The organism is Nocardia asteroides, from assembly GCF_021183625.1.
Taxonomy (GTDB): domain Bacteria; phylum Actinomycetota; class Actinomycetes; order Mycobacteriales; family Mycobacteriaceae; genus Nocardia; species Nocardia asteroides_A.
Genome location: NZ_CP089214.1, coordinates 4,551,738 through 4,570,425, shown reverse-complemented (window position 1 = coordinate 4,570,425; position 18,688 = coordinate 4,551,738). Strand labels below are relative to the sequence as shown.

The window sequence follows — 18,688 nt, the reverse complement described above, 5'->3', positions numbered from 1 at the left end:
TGCGCTCCTCGCGTCGAGACAACCGTGCCCGACAGCGTACCGAGAGCAACCCGATTCAGTCCGCGCCGAGCCAGGCCGGGTGCCAGAGCCTGCCCGCCTCGGTCCACTCCATGAAGCGGACGGTGCCGCTGATCTCCGGCTCCACCCACACCGCGTCCCTGCGCTCGTCGGCGGTGAGCGGATTGTCGAACGGCGGGGTGCGGCGCTCCCGCCCCTTCAGCCGTTTCGCGAGGTCGGCAAGGTCGTTCTCGGCGAAGCCGGTGCCGACCCGGCCCGCGTAGTAGAGCCCGCCGTCGTGCGGGATCCCGACCAGCAGCGACTTGAAGCTGCGCGCCTCGCTGCGCCGCCAGCCGCCGATCACCACCCGCTGGGTGCGCCAGTTGCGCTGCTTCACCCAGGCGTGCCCGCGCTTTCCGGGCAAATACACCGAATCGCCGCGCTTGGCGAGCACCCCCTCGAGCCCCCGCTCCCGGCTGTGCGCGACGGCGGCGGCGCCGGGGCCGTCGAGCAGCGGCGGCACCCGCAGCCCGGGCACCGTCTCGGCCAGCGCCTCCAGCACCCGCCGCCGGTCGGTCCAGCGCTTGCGCAGCAGCGAGGTGCCGTCCAGGAAGAGCAGGTCGAAGGCGACGAAGACGGCGGCGGCCGGATCCGCCCGCATGAGCGCGAGATTGGCGATCCCGTGCTCGTCGAAGACCACCGCCTCGCCGTCCAGCACCACCCGGTGCCCGGCGAGATCGCTCGCAAGCGCGGCGATTCCGGGGTAGCGGTCGTTCACCGTGCTCCCGCGCCTGCTGCGCAGCGTGATCCGCTCGCCGTCGAACTCCAGGATGATCCGGAAGCCGTCCCACTTGGTCTCGAAATGCCAGTCTGCGCCGTCGATCTCGGCGACCTCGCCGGGGGTGGCGAGCATCGGCGCGAGCCCGCGCGGCAGCTCGGCGACCGCGGGCTGCTCGCGCATGAGGTGCATGAGCCACTGGTTGCCCCTGGTCCGGATGAGCGCGTAGCGGCCGGTCAGCCGCTCGCCGCTGAACCGGACGATCACCTCGTCGTCGCGCCACTTCTCGGTCTCGTAGGTGCCGGAGTCCCAGATCGTCATCTGCCCGCCGCCGTACTCGCCCTTCGGGATGCTGCCGTGGAAGGTCAGGTACTCCAGCGGGTGGTCCTCGGTGTGCACGGCGAGCCGGTTCTGCTCGGTCGAGGTGGGCGGCCCCTTCGGAACCGCCCAGGAGACGAGCACGCCGTCGCGCTCCAGCCGGACGTCCCAGTGCAGCCTGCGCGCGTGGTGCTCCTGCACCACGTAGCGGTTGCCCGGCCCCGGCGCCGGGCGGGCGGCGGGCACCGGCTCGGGGGTGCGCGCCGGGTCGCGCATCGAGCGGTACCTGGCCAGCGCGTCGGGGCCGATCTCGTCCAGGCCGTCGAGCAGGTCGCCGTCGGCCAGGTAGCGGGCGAGGACCTCGTCGAAGCGCAGGTGCCGCAGCGACTCCGCGTCCTCGATCTCGGCCCAGGAGCGCGGCGCCGCGGCGTTCGGCTCGGCGCGGCCGCGCAGCGAATAGGGGGCGATCGTCGTCTTGGCGGCGTTGTTCTGGCTCCAGTCGAGGAAGACCTTGCCCGGCCGGGCCGACTTGGCCATGGTGGCGGTCACCAGCTCCGGGTGCAGCCGCTCCAGATTGGTGGCGACCTGCTTGGCGACGGTGGAGGCGCCCGCCGAGCCGACCGGCCGCTCCAGCGGCACGTAGAGGTGCATCCCCTTGCTGCCGCTGGTGACCGGGTAGCTCCGCAGCCCGATGTCGGAGATCAGCTCGCGGACCAGGCAGGCGACCCGCGCGCACTCGGCGAGCCCGGCGCCCGGGCCGGGATCCAGGTCGAAGACGAGCCGGGTCGCCTGCCCCCGCTCGGCGCCGTCGAACCGCCACTGCGGCACGTGTACCTCCAGCGACGCCTGCTGGCCGAGCCAGGCCAACCCCGCCTCGGAGTCGACCAGCGGGTAGGTGACCGAGCGGTCGGAGTGTTTCAAGGTGCGGCGATCCAGCCACGCGGGGGCGTGCGCGGCCAGGTTCTTCTCGAAGAAGGACGGGCTGCCGATGCCGTTCGGCCAGCGCTTCCTCGTGACCGGGCGGCCGGCGATGTGCGGGAGCATCGCCGGCGCCACGGCCGCGTAGTAGGCGATGACCTCGCCCTTGGTGGTGCCGGTCTCCGGATAGAGCACCTTGTCCAGATTGCTCAGCTCGACCGGGACGCCACCGAATTCACGGCGGACCACCTCGGACGGAGGTCAGGGCCGCGGGCCGCCGGGCGGCTGCTGCGGCGGGACCACCTTCTTGGCGGCCTCCTTGCCCTTGACGATCTGGCTGCGGTACTTGCCCTTGGTCTTGTTGTCGACGAAGTCACCCGCCTTGTCGACGGCCTGGTTGATCTTGTCGGAGTTCTTGGCCGCCGCGTCTTTACCCTTGCTGACGAGGCCCTTGAGATTGTCTGCGAAACTCATCGCTGTTCCTCCGGTCGGGTGCCTGATTTATCCACATTCTCCCACCATGAATCCACCACCGCCGGGCTTGCGAGATCCAGCCGCTGCCCCGGGCGCGGGATCGCGATCGGCGTTCCCGCCTGCTCGGCCGCGGCAATCAACCGGCGAACCGGCTCGGACCACGGGTGGAACGCCAGGTTGAAGGTGGCCCAGTGGATCGGCACCAGCAGCCCGTGCCCGGCGTCGCCGCGGTTGAGGTCGGCGTGCGCGTGCACGGCCTCCTCCGGATTCATGTGGATGTCCCGCCAGCGCACGTCGTATGCGCCGACCGGGAGCAGGGTGAGGTCGAACGGGCCGGTGGCCGCGCCCGCCTGCGCGAAGGCCGCGGTGTAGCCGGTGTCGCCGCCGAAGTAGACCCGGCGGGACGGCCCGACGATCGACCAGGACGCCCACAGCGTGGTGTTGCGCACCAGCCCGCGGCCGGAGAAGTGCCTGGCCTCGGTGCAGGTCAGGGTGAGGCCGCCTGCCGCACCGGGCAGCGTGACCGAGCCACCCCAGTCCAGCTCGACGATCCGGTGCTCCGGCACGCCCCAGCGCCGCAGGTGCGCGCCGATCCCGAGCGGGACGACGAACGGCGCGACCTGGGTGCGGACCAGGCCGAGCACGGTCGCCTTGTCCAGGTGGTCGTAGTGATCGTGCGAGATGAGCACCGCGTCCAGCGCGGGCAGCGCGTCCAGCGCGCCGGGCACCGGATGCAGCCGGGCCGGGCCGACCAGCTCGGACGGCGACACCCGGTTGCTCCACACCGGGTCGGCGAGGACCCGGTAGCCGTCCACCTCGACCAGCGCGGTCGCGTGCCCGAACCAGGTGACGGCGAGCTCGGCGGCGTCGCGCGGCAGCTCCGGCTCGACCAGCGGAACCCGGCCGCGCGGGCGCCCGGCCGCCCGGCTGGAGAACGCCGAGACCAGCAGCGAGCCGCTGTCCTGCGGGTCGATGGCCGAGCTCGGCTCGGTGTTGTGGAAGCGGCGGTCGCGGTAGCCGATCGCGCCGGTGGCGATGGGCTGGATGGCGGTGGCCCCGGCGCCGAGCGCCGATGGCAGCCCCCAGGCGGCGCGGACGAGCCAGGTCAGCCCGGCGGTGGTCAGCCCGAGGGCGGCGGCGGTACGGATCTTCATCAGCGTCCCTCGAATCTCGGGGCGCGCTTCTGCTCGCGCGCCAGTCGGGCCTCGGCGGCATCCTCGCTGCTCCACGCGGCGGCCAGCGCGGCGCGCTGCTGCGCGTTCTCCGGCTGCCTCGTCCCGTCGTCGTTGAGCACCAGCTTGAGGTGCCGGAGCGAGAGCGGCGCGAGCGCGGCGATGGACTTCGCCCAGGTGTGCGCGTCGGCGACGGTGCCGATCTTGTTGGCGAAGCCGAAGGTGTAGGCGTCGGCGGCGGAGATCTGCTCGGCGCCGAGCAGCACGGTGCGGGCCGGGCCGCCGCCGATCAGCGAGGCCAGCCGGTGCGCGGTCCACCGGTCGACGCTGACGCCGAGCCGGGCCGCCGGGATCGCGATGTAGGCATCGGGGTCGACCACCCGCAGGTCGGAGGCGACCGCCAGCTGCACCGCGGCGCCGTACGCGGCGCCGTGGATGGCGCTGATCACCGGCACCGGCGCGGCCTCGATGGTGTGCAGCATCGCGAGCAGCTCGTCCAGGAAGTTCTCCGAGTAGATGCCGGAGAGGTCGGCGCCCGCGCTGAAGACCTTGCCGCGCCCGGAGATGACGATGGCGCGCGCGTCGTCGGCGACCGCGGCGAGCACCGCCTCGCGCAGCGCGATCACCAGTTCGGTGTTGAGCGCGTTCCGGCGATCCTCGCGCTGTAGTTCGATACCGACGACGTCACCGTCGCGGTTGACTCCGAGCATGCGTCCTCCCCGGCTGAATACCGACCACTCTCTGCAGTTCCAACTCTGCCACAGCAATCACCGGCCACCCCGGCACGCGAGCCGGATCACGCCGCGGCGGCGGATAGCATCGCTGCCGTGCCGACCGACTACGACATCCTGGTGCTCGGCGCCGGCCAGGCCGGGCTCTCCGCGGCGTACCACCTGCGCCGCCGCGGCCTGCGCCCGGAGCACGACTTCCTCGTCGTCGACCACGCGCCCGGCCCCGGCGGCGCCTGGCAGTTCCGCTGGCCGACGCTCACCCTGAGCACCGTGAACCGGGTGCACGACCTGCCGGGCATGGAGTTCGCCGAGACCCTACCGCCCGGCTCCGACAGCGTGCCGGCCGCCACCGCTGTGCCCCGCTACTACGAGCGCTACGAGCAGCGCTTCGACCTGCGGGTGTGCCGCCCGGTCACGGTCTCGGTGGTCTGCGACCGCGCGCCCGAACTGGCCGTGGAGACCGATACCGCCGGCACGCTGCGGGTGCGCGGGCTGATGAACGCCACCGGCACCTGGGAGCACCCGTTCATCCCGCACTACCCCGGCGCCGCGACCTTCCGCGGCAGGCAGCTGCACACGCACGACTACCGCACGCCGGGCGAGTTCGCCGGGCAGCACGTGGTCGTGGTCGGCGCGGGCATCTCCGCGGTGCAGCTGCTGGACGAGATCTCGACGGTCGCCACGACCACCTGGGTCTCCCGCACCGCCCCGCGTTTCCGGGAGACCCCGTTCACCCCGGCGGACGGCCGCGCCGCCGTCGCCAGGGTGGAGGATCGGGTGCGCCGCGGCCTGCCGCCCGGCTCCGTCGTCTCGGTGACCGGCCTGCCGCTGGACTACCGGCTGCGCGCCGCCCGCGCCCGCGGCGTGCTCGACTGGAACCCCATGTTCAGCGCCATCGAGCCGGACGGCGTGCGCTGGGCCGACGGCCGCGCCCAGCGCGCCGACGTGATCCTCTGGGCCACCGGCTTCCGCAGCGCCATCGACCACCTCGCCCCGCTGCGGCTGCGCGGGCCGGGCGGCGGCATCACCATGGACGGCCGGCTGGCCACCCGGGTCGCCGCCGACCCGCGCATCCACCTGATCGGCTACGGGCCCTCGGCGAGCACGGTCGGGGCGAACCGGGCCGGGCGGGCGGCCGCCGCCGAACTCAGCGAATACCTGGGCATCGGCCGGAAGGGCTGATCGACCCGGCTCGCCGTGGCGTCAGTCCAGCCCGGCGGTCAGCGTCTCCGGGTCGCCGCCGATGCGGGCGTCGGCGTTCAGGCCGCTGATCGCCTCGACCTGCTCGTCGGTGAGCTCGAAGCCGAAGACGTCGAAGTTGGACTCGATGCGCTCCGGCGTCACCGACTTGGGGATCACGATATTGCCGAGCTGCAGGTGCCAGCGGATGACGACCTGGGCCGGGGTGCGCTCGACCTGCTTCGCGATCGAGGCGATCACCGGGTCGTCCAGCACCTGCCCCTGGCCGAGCGGGCTCCACGCCTCGGTGGCGATGGCGTGCGACTGGTGGAACGAGCGCAGCGGCGCCTGGATGAAGCGCGGGTGCAGCTCGACCTGGTTGACGGCGGGGATCTCGCCGGTCTCGGCGATGATCCGCTCCAGGTGGGCGGGGGTGAAGTTGGAGACGCCGATCGAGCGGACCCGGCCGTCGGCCTTGAGCGCCTGGAATGCCTTGAAGGTGTCGACGTAGCGGTCGGCCTTCGGCACCGGCCAGTGCACCAGGTAGAGGTCGAGGTAGTCCAGGCCGAGCCGCTTCAGGCTCTCGTCGAAGGCGCGCAGCGTGGAGTCGTACCCCTGCTCGGAATTCCACAGCTTGGTGGTCACGTAGACCTCGTCGCGGGGCAGTCCGGACTCGCGGATGGCCCGGCCGGTGCCCTCCTCGTTGCCGTAGATGGCGGCGGTGTCGATGCTGCGGTAACCCACCTCGAGCGCCTTGGTGACGACGCTCGCCGCCTCGTCGGCCGGCACCTGGAACACTCCGAAGCCGAGTTGCGGGATCACGTTCCCGTCGGGCAGGACGATCGTCGGTACGGCGCTCTTATCGCTTCGGAAAGTCACACAACCGACCGTAGGAAGAGTTGGGAGCGGCGTCAACGACGGTTTCGGTGTGTTGGCCCACCTAGCCGGGCAATCCGAGCCTCCGGTAGCGGCGATACCTGGCGGGCGCGCGGTCGCCGCCCGGCCCGGCGGCGAGCCCGGCCAGCTCGTCCGCGATCACCGCGACGGTCCGGCGGGCGAAGGCCACCGGCTCGGCGGCGGCGTCCGGCAGCTCGGGCACGATCCGGTCGACCACGCCGTCGGCGAGCAGCTCGGCGGCGCCGATGCGCTGCGCGGCGGCCAGCTCGGGTGCGCGCCCGGTGTCCCGGTGCACGATCGCGCTCGCCCCCTCCGGCGGCAGCGGGGCGAGCCAGGCGTGCGTGGCGGCGAGCACCCGGTCGGCGGGGAGCAGGGCCAGCGCGCCGCCGCCCGCGCCCTGGCCGAGCAGCACCGAGAGGGTCGGGGTCGGCAGGGTGACGAGGTCGGCGATGCAGCGGGCGATCTCCGGGGCGAGGCCCCGTTCCTCGGCCTCCTTCGAGAGCGCCGCCCCCGCGGTGTCGATGACCAGTACCAGCGGGAGCTTCAGCTCGCGCGCGAGAGCCATGCTGCGGCGCGCCTCGCGCAGCGCGGCCGGCCCCATCGCATCGGTGCCGTGACCGGCCCGGTCGTGGCCGAAGACGATGCACGGGCGGCCGCGGAAGCGGGCGAGCGCGTGCACGACGGTGCGGTCGTGCTCACCCTGCCCGGTGCCGCTCAGCGGCACCCGGTGCGTGACGTGGCGCAGCAGGTCGCGCAGCCCGGGCCGGTCCGGCTTGCGCGAGATGAGGACCGATTCCCAGGCCGGAGCGGTACTTTCGGCCGCACCGAGCGTGGGGACGAACCGGTCGGCCCTGCCGGTGGCAGGGTCCGGGACGACGGCCCCGCTGAGCACGCTCAGCGCGCGGTAGGCGATCCGCCGGAAGACGGTGAGCCCGACGACCCCGTCGATCACGCCGCGGCGGTAGAGGTTCTCCGCCGTCTGCACGCCGTCCGGGAACGGCTCTCCGTAGAGCGCCTCGTAGACCCGCGGCCCGAGGAAGCCGATCAGCGCGCCCGGCTCGGCGAAGGTCATGTGCCCCAGCGAGCCCCAGGACGCGAAGACCCCGCCCATGGTCGGATTGCGCAGGTAGACCAGGTAGGGGTGACCGGCAGCCTTGTGCGCGGCCACCGCACCGGCGATCTTCACCATCTGCACGAAGGCGACGGTGCCCTCCTGCATCCGGGTGCCGCCCGAGGTCGGCGAGGCGACGAGGGGCAGCCCGAGCGCGGTGGCGCGCTCGATCGCCGCCGTGATCCGCTCCGCCGCGGCGACCCCGATCGAGCCGGCCAGGAAGCCGAACTCGCACGCGATCACCGCGACCCGGCGGCCGCGCAGCAGCCCTTCACCGGTGAGCACCGACTCGTCGGTGCCCGCTGCCGCGGCGGCCTTCGCCAGTTCCGTTCGGTACGAGCGCGATTCGGCCACCGGCACGGGTGGCCGGTCCCAGCTCGCGAAGGTACCCGGGTCGAGCAGCCGATCGATGAGTTCTCGTGCGGACGTGCCCACGCGGCCGCGCTCAGTAGCCCTGCATCACCTTGCGCAGCGCGTACTCGGTGAGCGAGACCAGCGCCTGCTTGGCCGGCTCCCGCCGCCGCGCGTCGATCGACATGATCGGCACGTCGGCGGGGACCGCGAGCGCCTGCCGGATGTCCTCCAGCGGGTACCGCGGCGAGTCGTCGAACTCGTTCAGCGCCACCAGGAACGGCAGGTTGCGCGCCTCGAAGTAGTCGACCGCGGCGAAGCTGTCCTCCAGCCTGCGGGTGTCGACCAGGACGACGGCGCCGATGGCGCCGCGGATCAGGTCGTCCCACATGAACCAGAAGCGGTACTGCCCCGGCGTGCCGAACAGGTAGAGGACCAGGTCGTCGGCGAGGCTGATCCGGCCGAAGTCCATGGCCACGGTGGTGGTGGACTTCATCGGGATGCCGGTCAGATTGTCGATTCCGGTGCTGGCATTGGTCACCAGCGCCTCGGTACGGAGCGGGACGATCTCGGAGACGGCGCCGACCATGGTGGTCTTGCCGACGCCGAAACCCCCCGCCACGACGATCTTCGCCGACGTCGGCTTGCTGGTGCGGGTGTCGACCTGCGCCGTCGAATCAAATACGCCGGAGTCCACTGAGAACCCTTTCGATCAGCTCGCGACGCTCATCGTCGCTGGAATCGTCTTTCAAAGTCGCCGAGACGCGGACATGGCCCGCTTCGATGAGGTCTGCCACGAGGACCCGGGCCACGCCGATCGGTATCCCGAGCCGCGCCGCGACCTCGGCGACGGACGGCGATTCTCTGCACAACTCCACGATGGACGTTTCGATGTTGGACAGTTCGAACTGCCGCTCCAGGGCGACCGGATGGGAGGCGACGAGCGCCTCCAACGCCAACTCGACCGCAGGCCTCGTGCGGCCCGCGGTCAGCGAGTACGGGCGAACGAGACTGGGCTCGGCGCCTCCCATGCGGTGATCGTCTATGTCCATCCCACCATCAGGAACCCATCGTGACGCGTGGGGTGGCCTGCACCGTCTGGCCCACACGCTCCACCAACAAGGCCATTTCGTATCCGACCTGGCCGATGTCGCAGGACGTGTTGGTCAGTACCGCGAGGTACGACCCGTCGCCCACAGCCATCAGCAGGAGGTAGCCATGCTCCATCTCGACGACGGATTGCAGTACCGTACCGCCTTCGAACAGATTCGACACACCGACCGAGAGACTGGCCAGGCCCGCTGTGACCGCGGAGAGCTGTTCTGCCCGGTCGACGGGCAGTTGCGCACTCGCGGCCATGAGTAGGCCGTCGGCGGAGACAAGGACTGCGTGGGCAACGCCGGGAACCTCGTTGGCGAAGTTCGAAACCAGCCAATCGAGCTGACGGTTCGTACCACCTAGATCGGGGTTCATAGGTCTCCTTTATCTCCGGTTAGGTTCATTGCTCTCATGGCGCGGCCATCCCGGACGCCCTGCTGGTGACGACTCAAGCTGGACCTGATCGTTTCGGGATCGCGCGGCGGGGTCCGGTTGGCCTGGCCGCTCACGGCGCCCGGAACGAGCCGGACACCCGGATTGCGTTGCGGCAGCCCCGCGGCGGTGCGGTTCTCGGCCTGGGCCTCGCTGGCCCTGCGGGCAGCGAGCCAGCCCTCGTCGCCGGGCGATTCGAACGCGGCGGCGACCTCGGACCGGTCCGGGTCGGGGTCGGAGAGCCACGCCGACATCATCTCGGCGAAGATCGGCGAACCGCCTGCCGCGACGCCGCCCTCGGGGGCGGGCTGCAGCCTGCTCTGGAAGAACGAGGCGGTGCGCTGCGGGTTGGCCCTGCTGTGCCGCCCGGTCTCCGCGCCGACCTCCGGCTGGGCGCCGGAGGTGGGCCCGGCCGGGGCGCGGCGCGGGAGCGCGACGCTCGGCGGTGGGGGCTCGTGCGGGGCCACCATGGCTCCGGGGTTACGGCGCGGGAGGCCGGGCGGGGTCTGCGTGCCCGGCTGCCGGGTCGGCAGGCCGTTCTCGCCCCGCTGGGGCAGGCCGGGCAGGCCGTTCTCCCCGCGCTGCGGGTGTCCCGCCTCGCCGCGCTGCGACAGGCTGTTGTCACCCCGTTGGGGGAGACCGTTCTCGCCCCGTTGGGGGAGACCACCGTCGCGCTGCGACAGGCTGTTGTCGCCCCGCTGCGGGAGACCACCGTCGCGCTGCGGGAGACCGTTCTCGCCCCGCTGGGGCAGGCCGTTCTCCCCACGCTGCGGAAGACCACCGTCGCGCTGCGGAAGACCGCTCTCCCCGCGCAGCGGAAGGCTGTTGTCGCCACGCTGCGGGAGTCCGCCGTCGCGCTGCGGGAGGCTGTTGTCGCCCCGCTGCGGGAGGCCGTTCTCCCCGCGCTGCGGAAGACCACTCTCGCCGCGCTGCGGGAGGTTGTTGTCGCCACGCTGCGGGAGTCCCCCATCGCGCTGCGGCAGGCCGTTCTCGCCTCGCTGAGGCAGGCCGTTCTCGCCTCGCTGAGGCAGGCCGTTCTCGCCTCGCTGAGGCAGACCGTTCTCCCCGCGCTGCGGGAGACCGTTCTCGCCCCGCTGGGGCAACCCGCTCTCGCCGCGCTGCGGAAGACCAGCGTCGCGCTGCGGGAGACCGCCGTCGCCCCGCTGCGGAAGGCCGCTCTCCCCACGCTGGGGCAGACCGCCATCGCGCTGGGGCAGACCGTTCTCACCCCGCTGGGGCAAGCCGTTCTCCCCACGCTGCGGCAACCCGCCGTCGCGGGACGGCAGACCGTTCTCCCCGCGCTGCGGAAGGCCGGTGTCCCGGCCGACGAGACCGTCCCGCTGCGGCAGCCCACCCTCACGGCCGGGCACCCCGCTCTCGCCCCGCTGGGGCAGCCCGGGCGCACCACGCTGCGGCAGCCCACCCTCGCGGGATCCCTGCTCACCGCGCTGCGGAAGCCCGGTCTCGCGCCCGGCGAGCCCGTCCCGCTGCGGCGGCGCACCGCGATCGGCACCGGACTGCCGCTGCGGCAACCCGGTCTCCCGCGACGCCAGCGGCACCTCACGCGAGGGCAGCGGCGTCTCCCGCGGCTCCCGCGGCGGCAGCCCGGAGGCGGGCTCGCGCGGCGGCTCGGCGCCGGGACGGCGCTGTGGAATGGCTCCGGTGCCAGGATGCGAGATCCCCGGCGCCGGCCGCGGCGCGCCCGAGGCACCCGGCTGCCGCTGTGGCAGCCCACCGGGACGTTCGGTCCGCGGCTCGGCGGGCGCACCCGCCAGGTTCACCGGCCCGGAGGGCGGCGCCGAATCACCCGGCCGCTCCCCGGCGGGAGCACCGTTGGCCCCCGGCTGCCGCTGCGGCAGCCCGCCACCGGCGGCCCCGGGCGCACCGTTCGCGCCCGGCTGCCGCTGCGGCAGCCCGCCGGTTCCGTTCTGCCCTGGCGCGCGCGGCGGCGTACCGCCGGGCGCCGGCTGCGGAGTACCCGGCTGACGCGGCGGCACCGCTCCGCCGACCGTGCGCTTCGGCAGGTTCGCCGCCGCCAGCTTGCCCAGCTGCGGGGTGTTCCCCGACCCCGCCGCCTGTGCGGCCTGTGCGGCCTGCGCCGCTTCGGAGGAGGAGCGCAGGCTCGCCCCGCCCGGCTGCCCGCTCGCCGAGGCCATGGCATTGCCCGGCTGCCGCTGCGGCAGCCCGCCGCCCGCACCCGCCGCGGCGGGCGGTGCGCCGGTGCCGGCGGAGATCGGTCCGCTGACCCCGGGGTCGACGGTCACCATGACGTTTCCGCCCGTTGTCCGCTGGATGGAACGGGTCTGCATCGGCGCGGCCGGAGCAGGCGCCGCGGGGGCGGCCTGCTGCGGGCGCTGCGGCTGGCCGGGCGACGGCACGGCAGGCGCGGCCTTGGGCACACCGGCCTGGCCGGAGACGATCAGCCCGACCGGGACGTGCACGGTCACGGTGACGCCCGGGTCGCGCGCGGTGTCGAAGGTGGGGCGCAGCCGCACGGTGAGGCCGTGCCGCTCGGCCAGCCTGCCGACCACGAAGAGGCCCATGTGCCGCGCGGTGTCCGGCCCCGGCTCGGCGGTCTTCTCCAGCCTGCGGTTGATCTCGGCCATCTCCGGCGGCGGCATGCCGATGCCGCGGTCCGCGACCTCGATCAGCAGCCCCTGGTCGTGCGCCTGCGCGAAGGTGAACTTGACGTCGGTCTCCGGCGGGGAGGCGCGCAGCGCGTTGTCCAGCAGCTCGGCGAAGAGGTGCGCGAGGTCGGAGGCGGCCGGCTCCTTGAGCGAGCCGCGCGGGGTGGCGCCGAGCTTGACCCGCTCGTAGTCCTCCACCTCGGAGATGGCGGCGCGCAGCACGTCGGCGATCTCGACCGGGGCCGACTTGGCCCTGCGCTGCTTGGTGCCGGCCAGGATGAGCAGGTTGTCGCCGTTGCGGCGCATGCGGGCGGCGAGGTGGTCGAGCCGGAAGAGGTTCTCCAGCAGCCGCGGGTCCTTCTCGTCGTACTCCATCGCCTCGATCAGGCTGAGCTGATGGTCGACGAGCGACTTGGAGCGCCGCGCCAGGGTCTCGAACATGTCGTTGACCTGGGAGCGCATCTGCGCCTGGTCGCTCGCGAGGCGCAGCGCCTGGCCGTGGATGTCGTCGACCGCGCGGGCCAGCTGGCCGATCTCCTCGGAGCTGCGGATCGGCATCGGCTCCAGCGGCACGTCCTCGGGGGCGGCGCCGGTGCGCAGCTGGGCGACCTCGTGCGGCAGGTCGCTCTCGGCGACCCGCAGCGCGGCCAGCCGCAGCCGGTGCAGCGGCACGATCATCGAGCGCGCGACGAAGACGGCGAGCAGCAGCGCGGCGAGGATGGTCGCGATCACGACGGCGGTGTAGGTGAAGGCGTCCCGGTTGGCCGTCGAGGCCAGCGAGTTCATCGCGGTGTCGATGTCGCGGGTCGCCCGCGCGACCACCCGCTCGTAGACGTCGAGGCTGCCGGTGAGCGAGTTCTTCAGCTCGCCGATGGGCAGCTGGCCCGCGGTCGCGGCGGGGCCGGTGAGCAGCTCGGTGCGGGTGTCGATGCCCGCGCGCAGGTCGGCGATGGAGGTGTCGCCCGCGGGGAAGCGGTTGGCGAGCACGTTCAGCAGCTGCCGCTCGGCGGCGGCGCCGGTGAGGAAGGACTGCACGCCCGCGTCCCGGTCGCGCAGCACCTCGGCGAAGCCCGCCAGCTCGGAGACCAGGGTGGCGCGGGTGTTCAGCGAGTCGACGAGCCGCAGCTTGGCCTGGTCCACCCCGGGGTCGCTGACCTGGCCGACGGCCGATTCCACGATCCGGATGCTGTTGTTGCGGACCCGGTCGATGACGCCGAGGCCGTCCGAGTACTGCAGCGTCGGGGACTTGCCCTGGGTCTGCACGGCCTTGGCGTCGTTGATCATGCTGTCCAGCGCCGCGCGGGCGCCGGTGACGCCGTCCAGGCGGCCCGCGGCGCCCTCGGCCTCGCCGATCGCCTTGTCCAGGTCGGTCAGGTTCTGGTCGGTGACCACCGACGAGCCGGGCATCAGCGACACCATCTGGGAACCGACGACGGTCGCGACGTTCGCGCTCAGGCCGGTGACGGCCGGAATCGCGGTGACGTTCTCGGCCACCTGGGCGAGCCGGTTGGCCTCCGTGAACTCCGAGGTGATCCTCGAAACGCCGAGGCCGACCGCGACCGCGAGCGGCACGGCGAGCACGGCCGTGACCTTCCAGCGCAGGTCCCAGTTGCCGAGCGCCCAGCGCTTCTTGCCGGACCTAGCGGCGTCACGCATCTCCCACTCACTTTCCAAACTGGCCTCCGCCACGCACCATCAGCGAACTTCCACAATCGCGTGCTTGGCTCGACAAGTGGAGCTGGCCCAGAGGTGCGGCTGGCCGAGAATTTGCGTCTGCGACGGCCCAAACAAGTGACATCGGATTCTAACGGATCAATAACGTCTCGGGTGACGCCGTCTACAGGTACCGGCTCGGTATCGCCTGTTTCTGGCAAAACCGGAGGTCGCGGCACCCGTCCGGGCGTCGCGTGAAGTCTGCCACAATCGTGCTGATCTATCGAGGCGGGTGCAGCCGAGCGGAAGGTCACCGAGTAGACATCGCAGGACTGGCGAACGAGGGAGCACCGGTGAGCACCGAACACGAATATCGGCCGGTCTACCAGACCAGCCTGGTGGATCCCGCGGAGTTCTGGGCGGCGGCCGCCGAGCACGTCGAGTGGGTGGTCCCGCCCGGCAAGATCGTCGAGCCCGCGCACCGGCCGGTGGCCGAGTGGTTCCCGGACGCCACGATGAACACCTCGGTGAACGCTCTCGACCGGCACATCGCGGCCGGCCGCGGCGATCTACCCGCCTTGATCCACGTCTCCTCGATGACCAAACCCGGCGAGCTGGTCACCACCACGCTCACCTTCACCGAGCTGCTCGACCGGGTGGCGCGCTTCGCGGGCGCCATGGCCGGGCTCGGCGTGCGGGCGGGCGATCGTGTCGTGATCTATCTGCCGATGATCCCGGAGGCCGTGGTCGCCATGCTCGCCTGCGCCCGGATCGGCGCGGTGCACTCGGTGGTGTTCGGCGGCTTCGCGGCGCCGGAACTGGCGGCCCGGATCTCCGACGCCGAGCCGGTGCTGATCCTCACCGCCTCCGGCGGGCTGGAGCCTGGCCGCAACATCGACTACCTGCCGATCGTCGAGCGGGCGCTGGAGCTGGCCGGGTCGGCGGCCACCGTGATCGTCAAGCAGCGGCCGCAGTGGGGGCCGGCCCGGGATTTCGCGGACCAGGGCGGGCGCTGGCTGGACTGGGCGGAGACGGTGCGCGACGCGCCCGCCGCCGAGCCGGTGCCGGTCGCGGCGAGCGACCCGCTCTATGTCCTCTACACCTCGGGCACCACCGGCAAGCCGAAGGGCGTGGTGCGCGACAACGGCGGGCACGCCGTCGCGCTCGCCTGGTCCATGCGCAATATCTATGACGTCGGCCCGGGGCAGGTCATGTGGGCGGCCTCGGATGTGGGCTGGGTCGTCGGCCACTCCTATATCGTGTATGCCCCGCTGCTGGTCGGCGCGACCACACTGATGTACGAGGGCAAGCCGGTCGGCACACCGGACGCCGGGGTGTTCTGGCGGATCGCGCAGGAGCAGAACGTGCGGGTGCTGTTCACCGCGCCGACCGCGCTGCGCGCCATCCGCCGCGCCGACCCGGAGGCCGCGCTGGCGCACCGCGCCGACCTCTCCGGGCTGCGCGCGCTCTTCTGCGCCGGGGAGCGGCTCGACCCGGCCACCTACGAGTGGGCCGCCGACGTGCTGCTCGCCGAGCACCCGGAGTGCCCGGTGGTCGACCACTGGTGGCAGACCGAGACCGGGTGGCCGATCTGCGCCAACCCGCTCGGGCTACAGCAGCTGCCGATCAAGCCGGGGTCGGCCAGCGTCCCGGTGCCCGGCTTCCGGATCCGGGTGCTCGACGCCGAGGGCAACCCGGTCGCCGCGGGTACCGAGGGCAATATCGTCATCGGCCTCCCGCTGCCCCCCGGCACGCTGACCGGGCTCTGGAACGACGACGAGCGCTTCGACCGCAGCTACACCGCCGCCTTCCCCGGCCACTACCTGACCGGCGACTCCGGCTACTTCGACGAGGACGGCTACCTGTTCGTGCTCGGCCGCAGCGACGACGTCATCAACATGGCCGGGCACCGGCTCTCCGCGGGCAGCATCGAGGCCGCGGTGGCCGGGCACGCGGCGGTCGCGGAGTGCGCGGTGGTCGGGGTGCCGGACGAGCTCAAGGGGCACCGGCCGCTGGCCTACGTGGTGCTCAAGGCCGGGGTCGAGGTGGCGCCGGAGGAGCTGCGGGCCGAGCTGATCGCGCGGGTGCGCGAGCAGATCGGGGCGATCGCGGCGCTGCACGACGTGGTCGTGGTGACGGCGCTGCCCAAGACCAGGTCCGGGAAGATCCTGCGGCGCACGATCCGGCAGATCACCGCGGGCGAGGACGTGGAGGTGCCTGCCACCATCGAGGACCCGGCGGTGCTCACCGCGTTCGAGGACCGGGTGCGGCTCACCCGGCCCGCGGGCGGCTGACTACTTTACGATCTCGCGACTTTTCGTCCTCACAGTTTCCTCAGAGACGCTTCAGGGGCATGCCAGTCCACGGCAATACCCTTCGGGTGATCGCCGCTCGCGAGGGCGGCGCACCCCCGATGATCTGGAGCTACACATGACGTCATTCCGCAGTCGCCCCATCGTCGCCACCCTCGCCGCGAGCGGCATCGCCGCCTTCGGGGTGCTGTTCTCGTCGGGCGTGGCCTCGGCCGCCCCGCTGGATCAGCTGGCCGAGCCGCTGCTGCGCTCCGACTGCAGCTTCGCCCAGGTGGACGCCGCGCTGCACGACCAGGCCCCGGAACTCGCCGCCCTGATCGACTCCTACCCCAGCCAGAAGGCCGAGCTCGCCGAGCGCTTCGACGTCCCCGTCGAGCAGCGCCGCGCCGAGCTCCAGCGCGCCATCCAGGAGAACCCGGAGGCGGCCCAGCAGGCCCAGAACGACCCTCGCACCCAGCAGCTCGCGGGCGTCCTCCAGCGGGTCGCCGACACCTGCAAGCAGTACTGACACACAGCGAACGGCCGGGTCCGATGGGCCCGGCCGTTCTGCTGTCCATGGAGAATGGACCCTATGACCTCCCCGACCGTGCTCGTGGTGGACGACGACGAAGATGTACTCGCCTCGGTGGAGCGCGGCCTCCGCCTCTCCGGCTTCCAGGTCCTGGTGGCCAGGGACGGCGCGCTCGCGCTGCGCAGCGTGAGCGAGCACACCCCGGACGCCATCGTGCTGGACATGAACATGCCGGTGCTGGACGGCGCCGGGGTGGTGACGGCGCTGCGGGCGATGGGCAACGAGGTGCCGATCTGCGTGCTGAGCGCCCGCGCCTCGGTGGACGACCGGATCTCGGGCCTGGAATCCGGCGCCGACGACTACCTGGTCAAGCCGTTCGTGCTGGCCGAGCTGGTGGCCAGGATCCGGGCGCTGCTGCGCCGCCGCACCGACCCGGTCGTCCCCTCCGCGCCGGGCGCGATCACGATCGGCCCGCTGGAGGTGGATGTCGCGGGGTACCGCGCGCTGCTGCACGGCGACGAGGTCGAGCTGACCAAGCGCGAGTTCGAGCTGCTCTCCACGCTGGCCAGGAACACCGGCGTGGTGCTGAGCCGGGAGCGGCTGCTCGAGCTGGTGTGGGGCTACGACTTCGTGGCCGACACCAACGTGGTCGACGTCTTCGTCGGCTACCTGCGCCGCAAGCTGGAGGCCGACGGCACGCCGCGGCTGCTGCACACCATCCGCGGCGTCGGCTTCGTGCTGCGCCCGCCCCGGTGAGCCGCTCCTTCTCCCTGCGCACCCGGGTGGCGGGCTCGGCCGCCGCGGGCGCGATCGTGGTGGTGACCCTGATCAGCCTGATCAGCCTGCGCGCGATCGAGCGCAACAACCTGCAGCAGATCGATCAGCAGCTCGGCATCGCCTCCCGGATCATCCTGATCGAGCCGGTGGTCGCGGTGAACTTCCTCGGGCTGATCGGGCTCGGCGCCGATCTCTCGGTGACCGTGCGGGACGGCGGTAGCGTCACCGCGGCCAGCCCGCCGCAGCTGCCGGAGCTACCGCTCGGCTCGGGCACCGAAGAGGTCGGCGGGGTGCCCTACCGGGTGCTGACCACCTCCGCGAATCAGCCGAGCGGCCGGGTGGTCGCAATCGGCATCCCGGCCGCCGACGCCGCCGAGCTGACCGCGCAGCAACAGCGCTGGGTACTCGGCGGCGCACTGCTGGCCATCGCGGCGGCGGCGGCGCTCGGCTGGCTGCTCGCCGGGGCGGCGGTGCGGCCGATCACCCGGCTCACCGGGCAGGTCAGCGCCCGCAGCGCCTTCCCGGACCCGGATGCCGCGCACCCGGTGTCCGCGGACGGGGTGCACGAGGCGGAGAAGCTGGCCGAGGCGGTGAACACCATGCTGGAGCGGGTGGACCGCGCCCAGGCCGAGACCGCGGCCGCGCTGGAGACGGCGCGCGATTTCGCCGCCGTCGCCGCGCACGAGCTGCGCACCCCGCTGACCGCCATGCGCACCGACCTGGAGGTGCTGCGCACCCTCGACCTGGACGAGGCGCAGCGCGCCGAGATCCTGAACGACCTGCAGCGCGGCCAGACCAGGGTGGAGACCACGCTGGCCGCGCTGGAGCGGCTGGCCACCGGCGACCTGGTGCAGGACCGCGACCACGTGGCAACCGATGTCGCCGAGCTCTGCGACCAAGCCGCGCACGACGCAATGCGGCACTTCCCCGGGCTCACGGTGCGGATCGAGACCGATGCCGAGCTGGTCACCACCGGGCTGCCCGCCGGACTCCGGCTGGCGGTGGACAACGCGCTGGCCAACTCGGTGCGGCACGGTGGCGCCACCGAGGCGCTGGTCTCCGCGCACCGGCGGGCGGACGGGCACATCGTGCTGACCGTCGACGACAACGGCAGCGGGTTGCCGGAGGCGGAGCGCGGGCGGGTGTTCGCCCGCTTCTTCCGGGGCAGCGCGGCGGGCAAGGGCGGCTCGGGGCTGGGGCTGGCGCTGGTGGCGCAGCAGGCCCGGTTGCACCGCGGGCGCGCGTATTTCGACGACGGCGCGCTGGGCGGGGTCCGGCTGGTGCTGGATCTGCCACCGCGCGAACCTCACTGAACTCTCAGAGTTTCCCGGCGGTAGCGCCACATTTCGTGG

General features: G+C 72.7%; 15 protein-coding genes. 5 read left to right on the top strand and 10 right to left on the bottom strand.

Annotation, left to right across the window (positions count from 1 at the left end; genetic code table 11):
- Positions 1-55: 55 nt before the first annotated feature.
- From LTT61_RS21760 to LTT61_RS21745, 4 genes are read right to left on the bottom strand one after another with little or no spacing between them, the layout of a single operon-like run.
- Entirely contained in the window at positions 56-2,260 is a 2,205-nt protein-coding gene (locus LTT61_RS21760; RefSeq protein ID WP_233015909.1) for an ATP-dependent DNA ligase, read from the bottom strand.
- 12 nt (positions 2,261-2,272) lie between these two features.
- Entirely contained in the window at positions 2,273-2,485 is a 213-nt protein-coding gene (locus tag LTT61_RS21755) for an antitoxin (protein ID WP_233015908.1), read from the bottom strand.
- Positions 2,482-3,639 (bottom strand): MBL fold metallo-hydrolase, encoded by a 1,158-nt coding sequence (locus LTT61_RS21750; protein ID WP_233015907.1) that lies wholly within the window; start codon positions 3,637-3,639, stop codon positions 2,482-2,484. Before LTT61_RS21750 ends, LTT61_RS21755 begins: the two co-directional genes overlap by 4 nt.
- Entirely contained in the window at positions 3,639-4,367 is a 729-nt protein-coding gene (locus LTT61_RS21745; protein WP_233015906.1) for an enoyl-CoA hydratase, read from the bottom strand. Before LTT61_RS21745 ends, LTT61_RS21750 begins: the two co-directional genes overlap by 1 nt.
- Positions 4,368-4,484: 117 nt before the next feature.
- On the opposite strand from LTT61_RS21745, the gene LTT61_RS21740 reads away from it, so the two are divergent.
- Positions 4,485-5,570, top strand: coding sequence for an NAD(P)-binding domain-containing protein (locus tag LTT61_RS21740; RefSeq protein ID WP_233015905.1), 1,086 nt, complete (start codon positions 4,485-4,487; stop codon positions 5,568-5,570).
- Between the two features lie 21 nt (positions 5,571-5,591).
- Here the strand turns inward: LTT61_RS21740 and LTT61_RS21735 are convergent, their stop codons facing one another.
- From LTT61_RS21735 to LTT61_RS32675, 6 genes are all read right to left on the bottom strand, one after another.
- Positions 5,592-6,446, bottom strand: a complete 855-nt coding sequence (locus tag LTT61_RS21735) for an aldo/keto reductase (protein ID WP_233015904.1) — start codon at positions 6,444-6,446, stop codon at positions 5,592-5,594.
- A 61-nt stretch (positions 6,447-6,507) separates the two neighbouring features.
- Positions 6,508-8,010: an acetyl-CoA carboxylase carboxyltransferase subunit alpha/beta gene (locus LTT61_RS21730; protein ID WP_233015903.1), complete on the bottom strand. Its 1,503-nt coding sequence runs from the start codon at positions 8,008-8,010 to the stop codon at positions 6,508-6,510.
- A 10-nt stretch (positions 8,011-8,020) separates the two neighbouring features.
- Positions 8,021-8,623, bottom strand: a complete 603-nt coding sequence (locus LTT61_RS21725) for a GTP-binding protein (protein WP_269821778.1) — start codon at positions 8,621-8,623, stop codon at positions 8,021-8,023.
- Positions 8,604-8,978: a DUF742 domain-containing protein gene (locus LTT61_RS21720; protein WP_067647090.1), complete on the bottom strand. Its 375-nt coding sequence runs from the start codon at positions 8,976-8,978 to the stop codon at positions 8,604-8,606. The genes LTT61_RS21725 and LTT61_RS21720 overlap by 20 nt, the downstream gene beginning before the upstream one ends.
- Positions 8,979-8,985: 7 nt before the next feature.
- Positions 8,986-9,399 (bottom strand): roadblock/LC7 domain-containing protein, encoded by a 414-nt coding sequence (locus tag LTT61_RS21715; protein WP_011207200.1) that lies wholly within the window; start codon positions 9,397-9,399, stop codon positions 8,986-8,988.
- The gene (locus LTT61_RS32675) at positions 9,396-13,739 is read right to left on the bottom strand and encodes an ATP-binding protein (RefSeq protein WP_269821777.1); all 4,344 of its coding nucleotides are present in this window, start codon (positions 13,737-13,739) and stop codon (positions 9,396-9,398) included. Before LTT61_RS32675 ends, LTT61_RS21715 begins: the two co-directional genes overlap by 4 nt.
- 350 nt (positions 13,740-14,089) lie before the next feature.
- Between LTT61_RS32675 and LTT61_RS21705 the strand changes: the two genes are divergently transcribed.
- The 4 genes from LTT61_RS21705 to LTT61_RS21690 all read left to right on the top strand — a co-directional run bounded on the left by LTT61_RS21705 (position 14,090) and on the right by LTT61_RS21690 (position 18,649).
- Positions 14,090-16,030, top strand: coding sequence for an AMP-binding protein (locus LTT61_RS21705; RefSeq protein WP_233015902.1), 1,941 nt, complete (start codon positions 14,090-14,092; stop codon positions 16,028-16,030).
- 136 nt (positions 16,031-16,166) lie between these two features.
- Positions 16,167-16,556, top strand: a complete 390-nt coding sequence (locus tag LTT61_RS21700) for a hemophore-related protein (protein WP_233015901.1) — start codon at positions 16,167-16,169, stop codon at positions 16,554-16,556.
- A 63-nt stretch (positions 16,557-16,619) separates the two neighbouring features.
- Positions 16,620-17,315, top strand: coding sequence for a response regulator transcription factor (locus LTT61_RS21695; protein WP_420094678.1), 696 nt, complete (start codon positions 16,620-16,622; stop codon positions 17,313-17,315).
- Complete coding sequence (locus tag LTT61_RS21690) at positions 17,312-18,649, top strand: sensor histidine kinase (RefSeq protein WP_233015899.1); 1,338 nt, start codon at positions 17,312-17,314, stop codon at positions 18,647-18,649. Before LTT61_RS21695 ends, LTT61_RS21690 begins: the two co-directional genes overlap by 4 nt.
- The last annotated feature ends 39 nt before the right edge of the window (positions 18,650-18,688 follow it).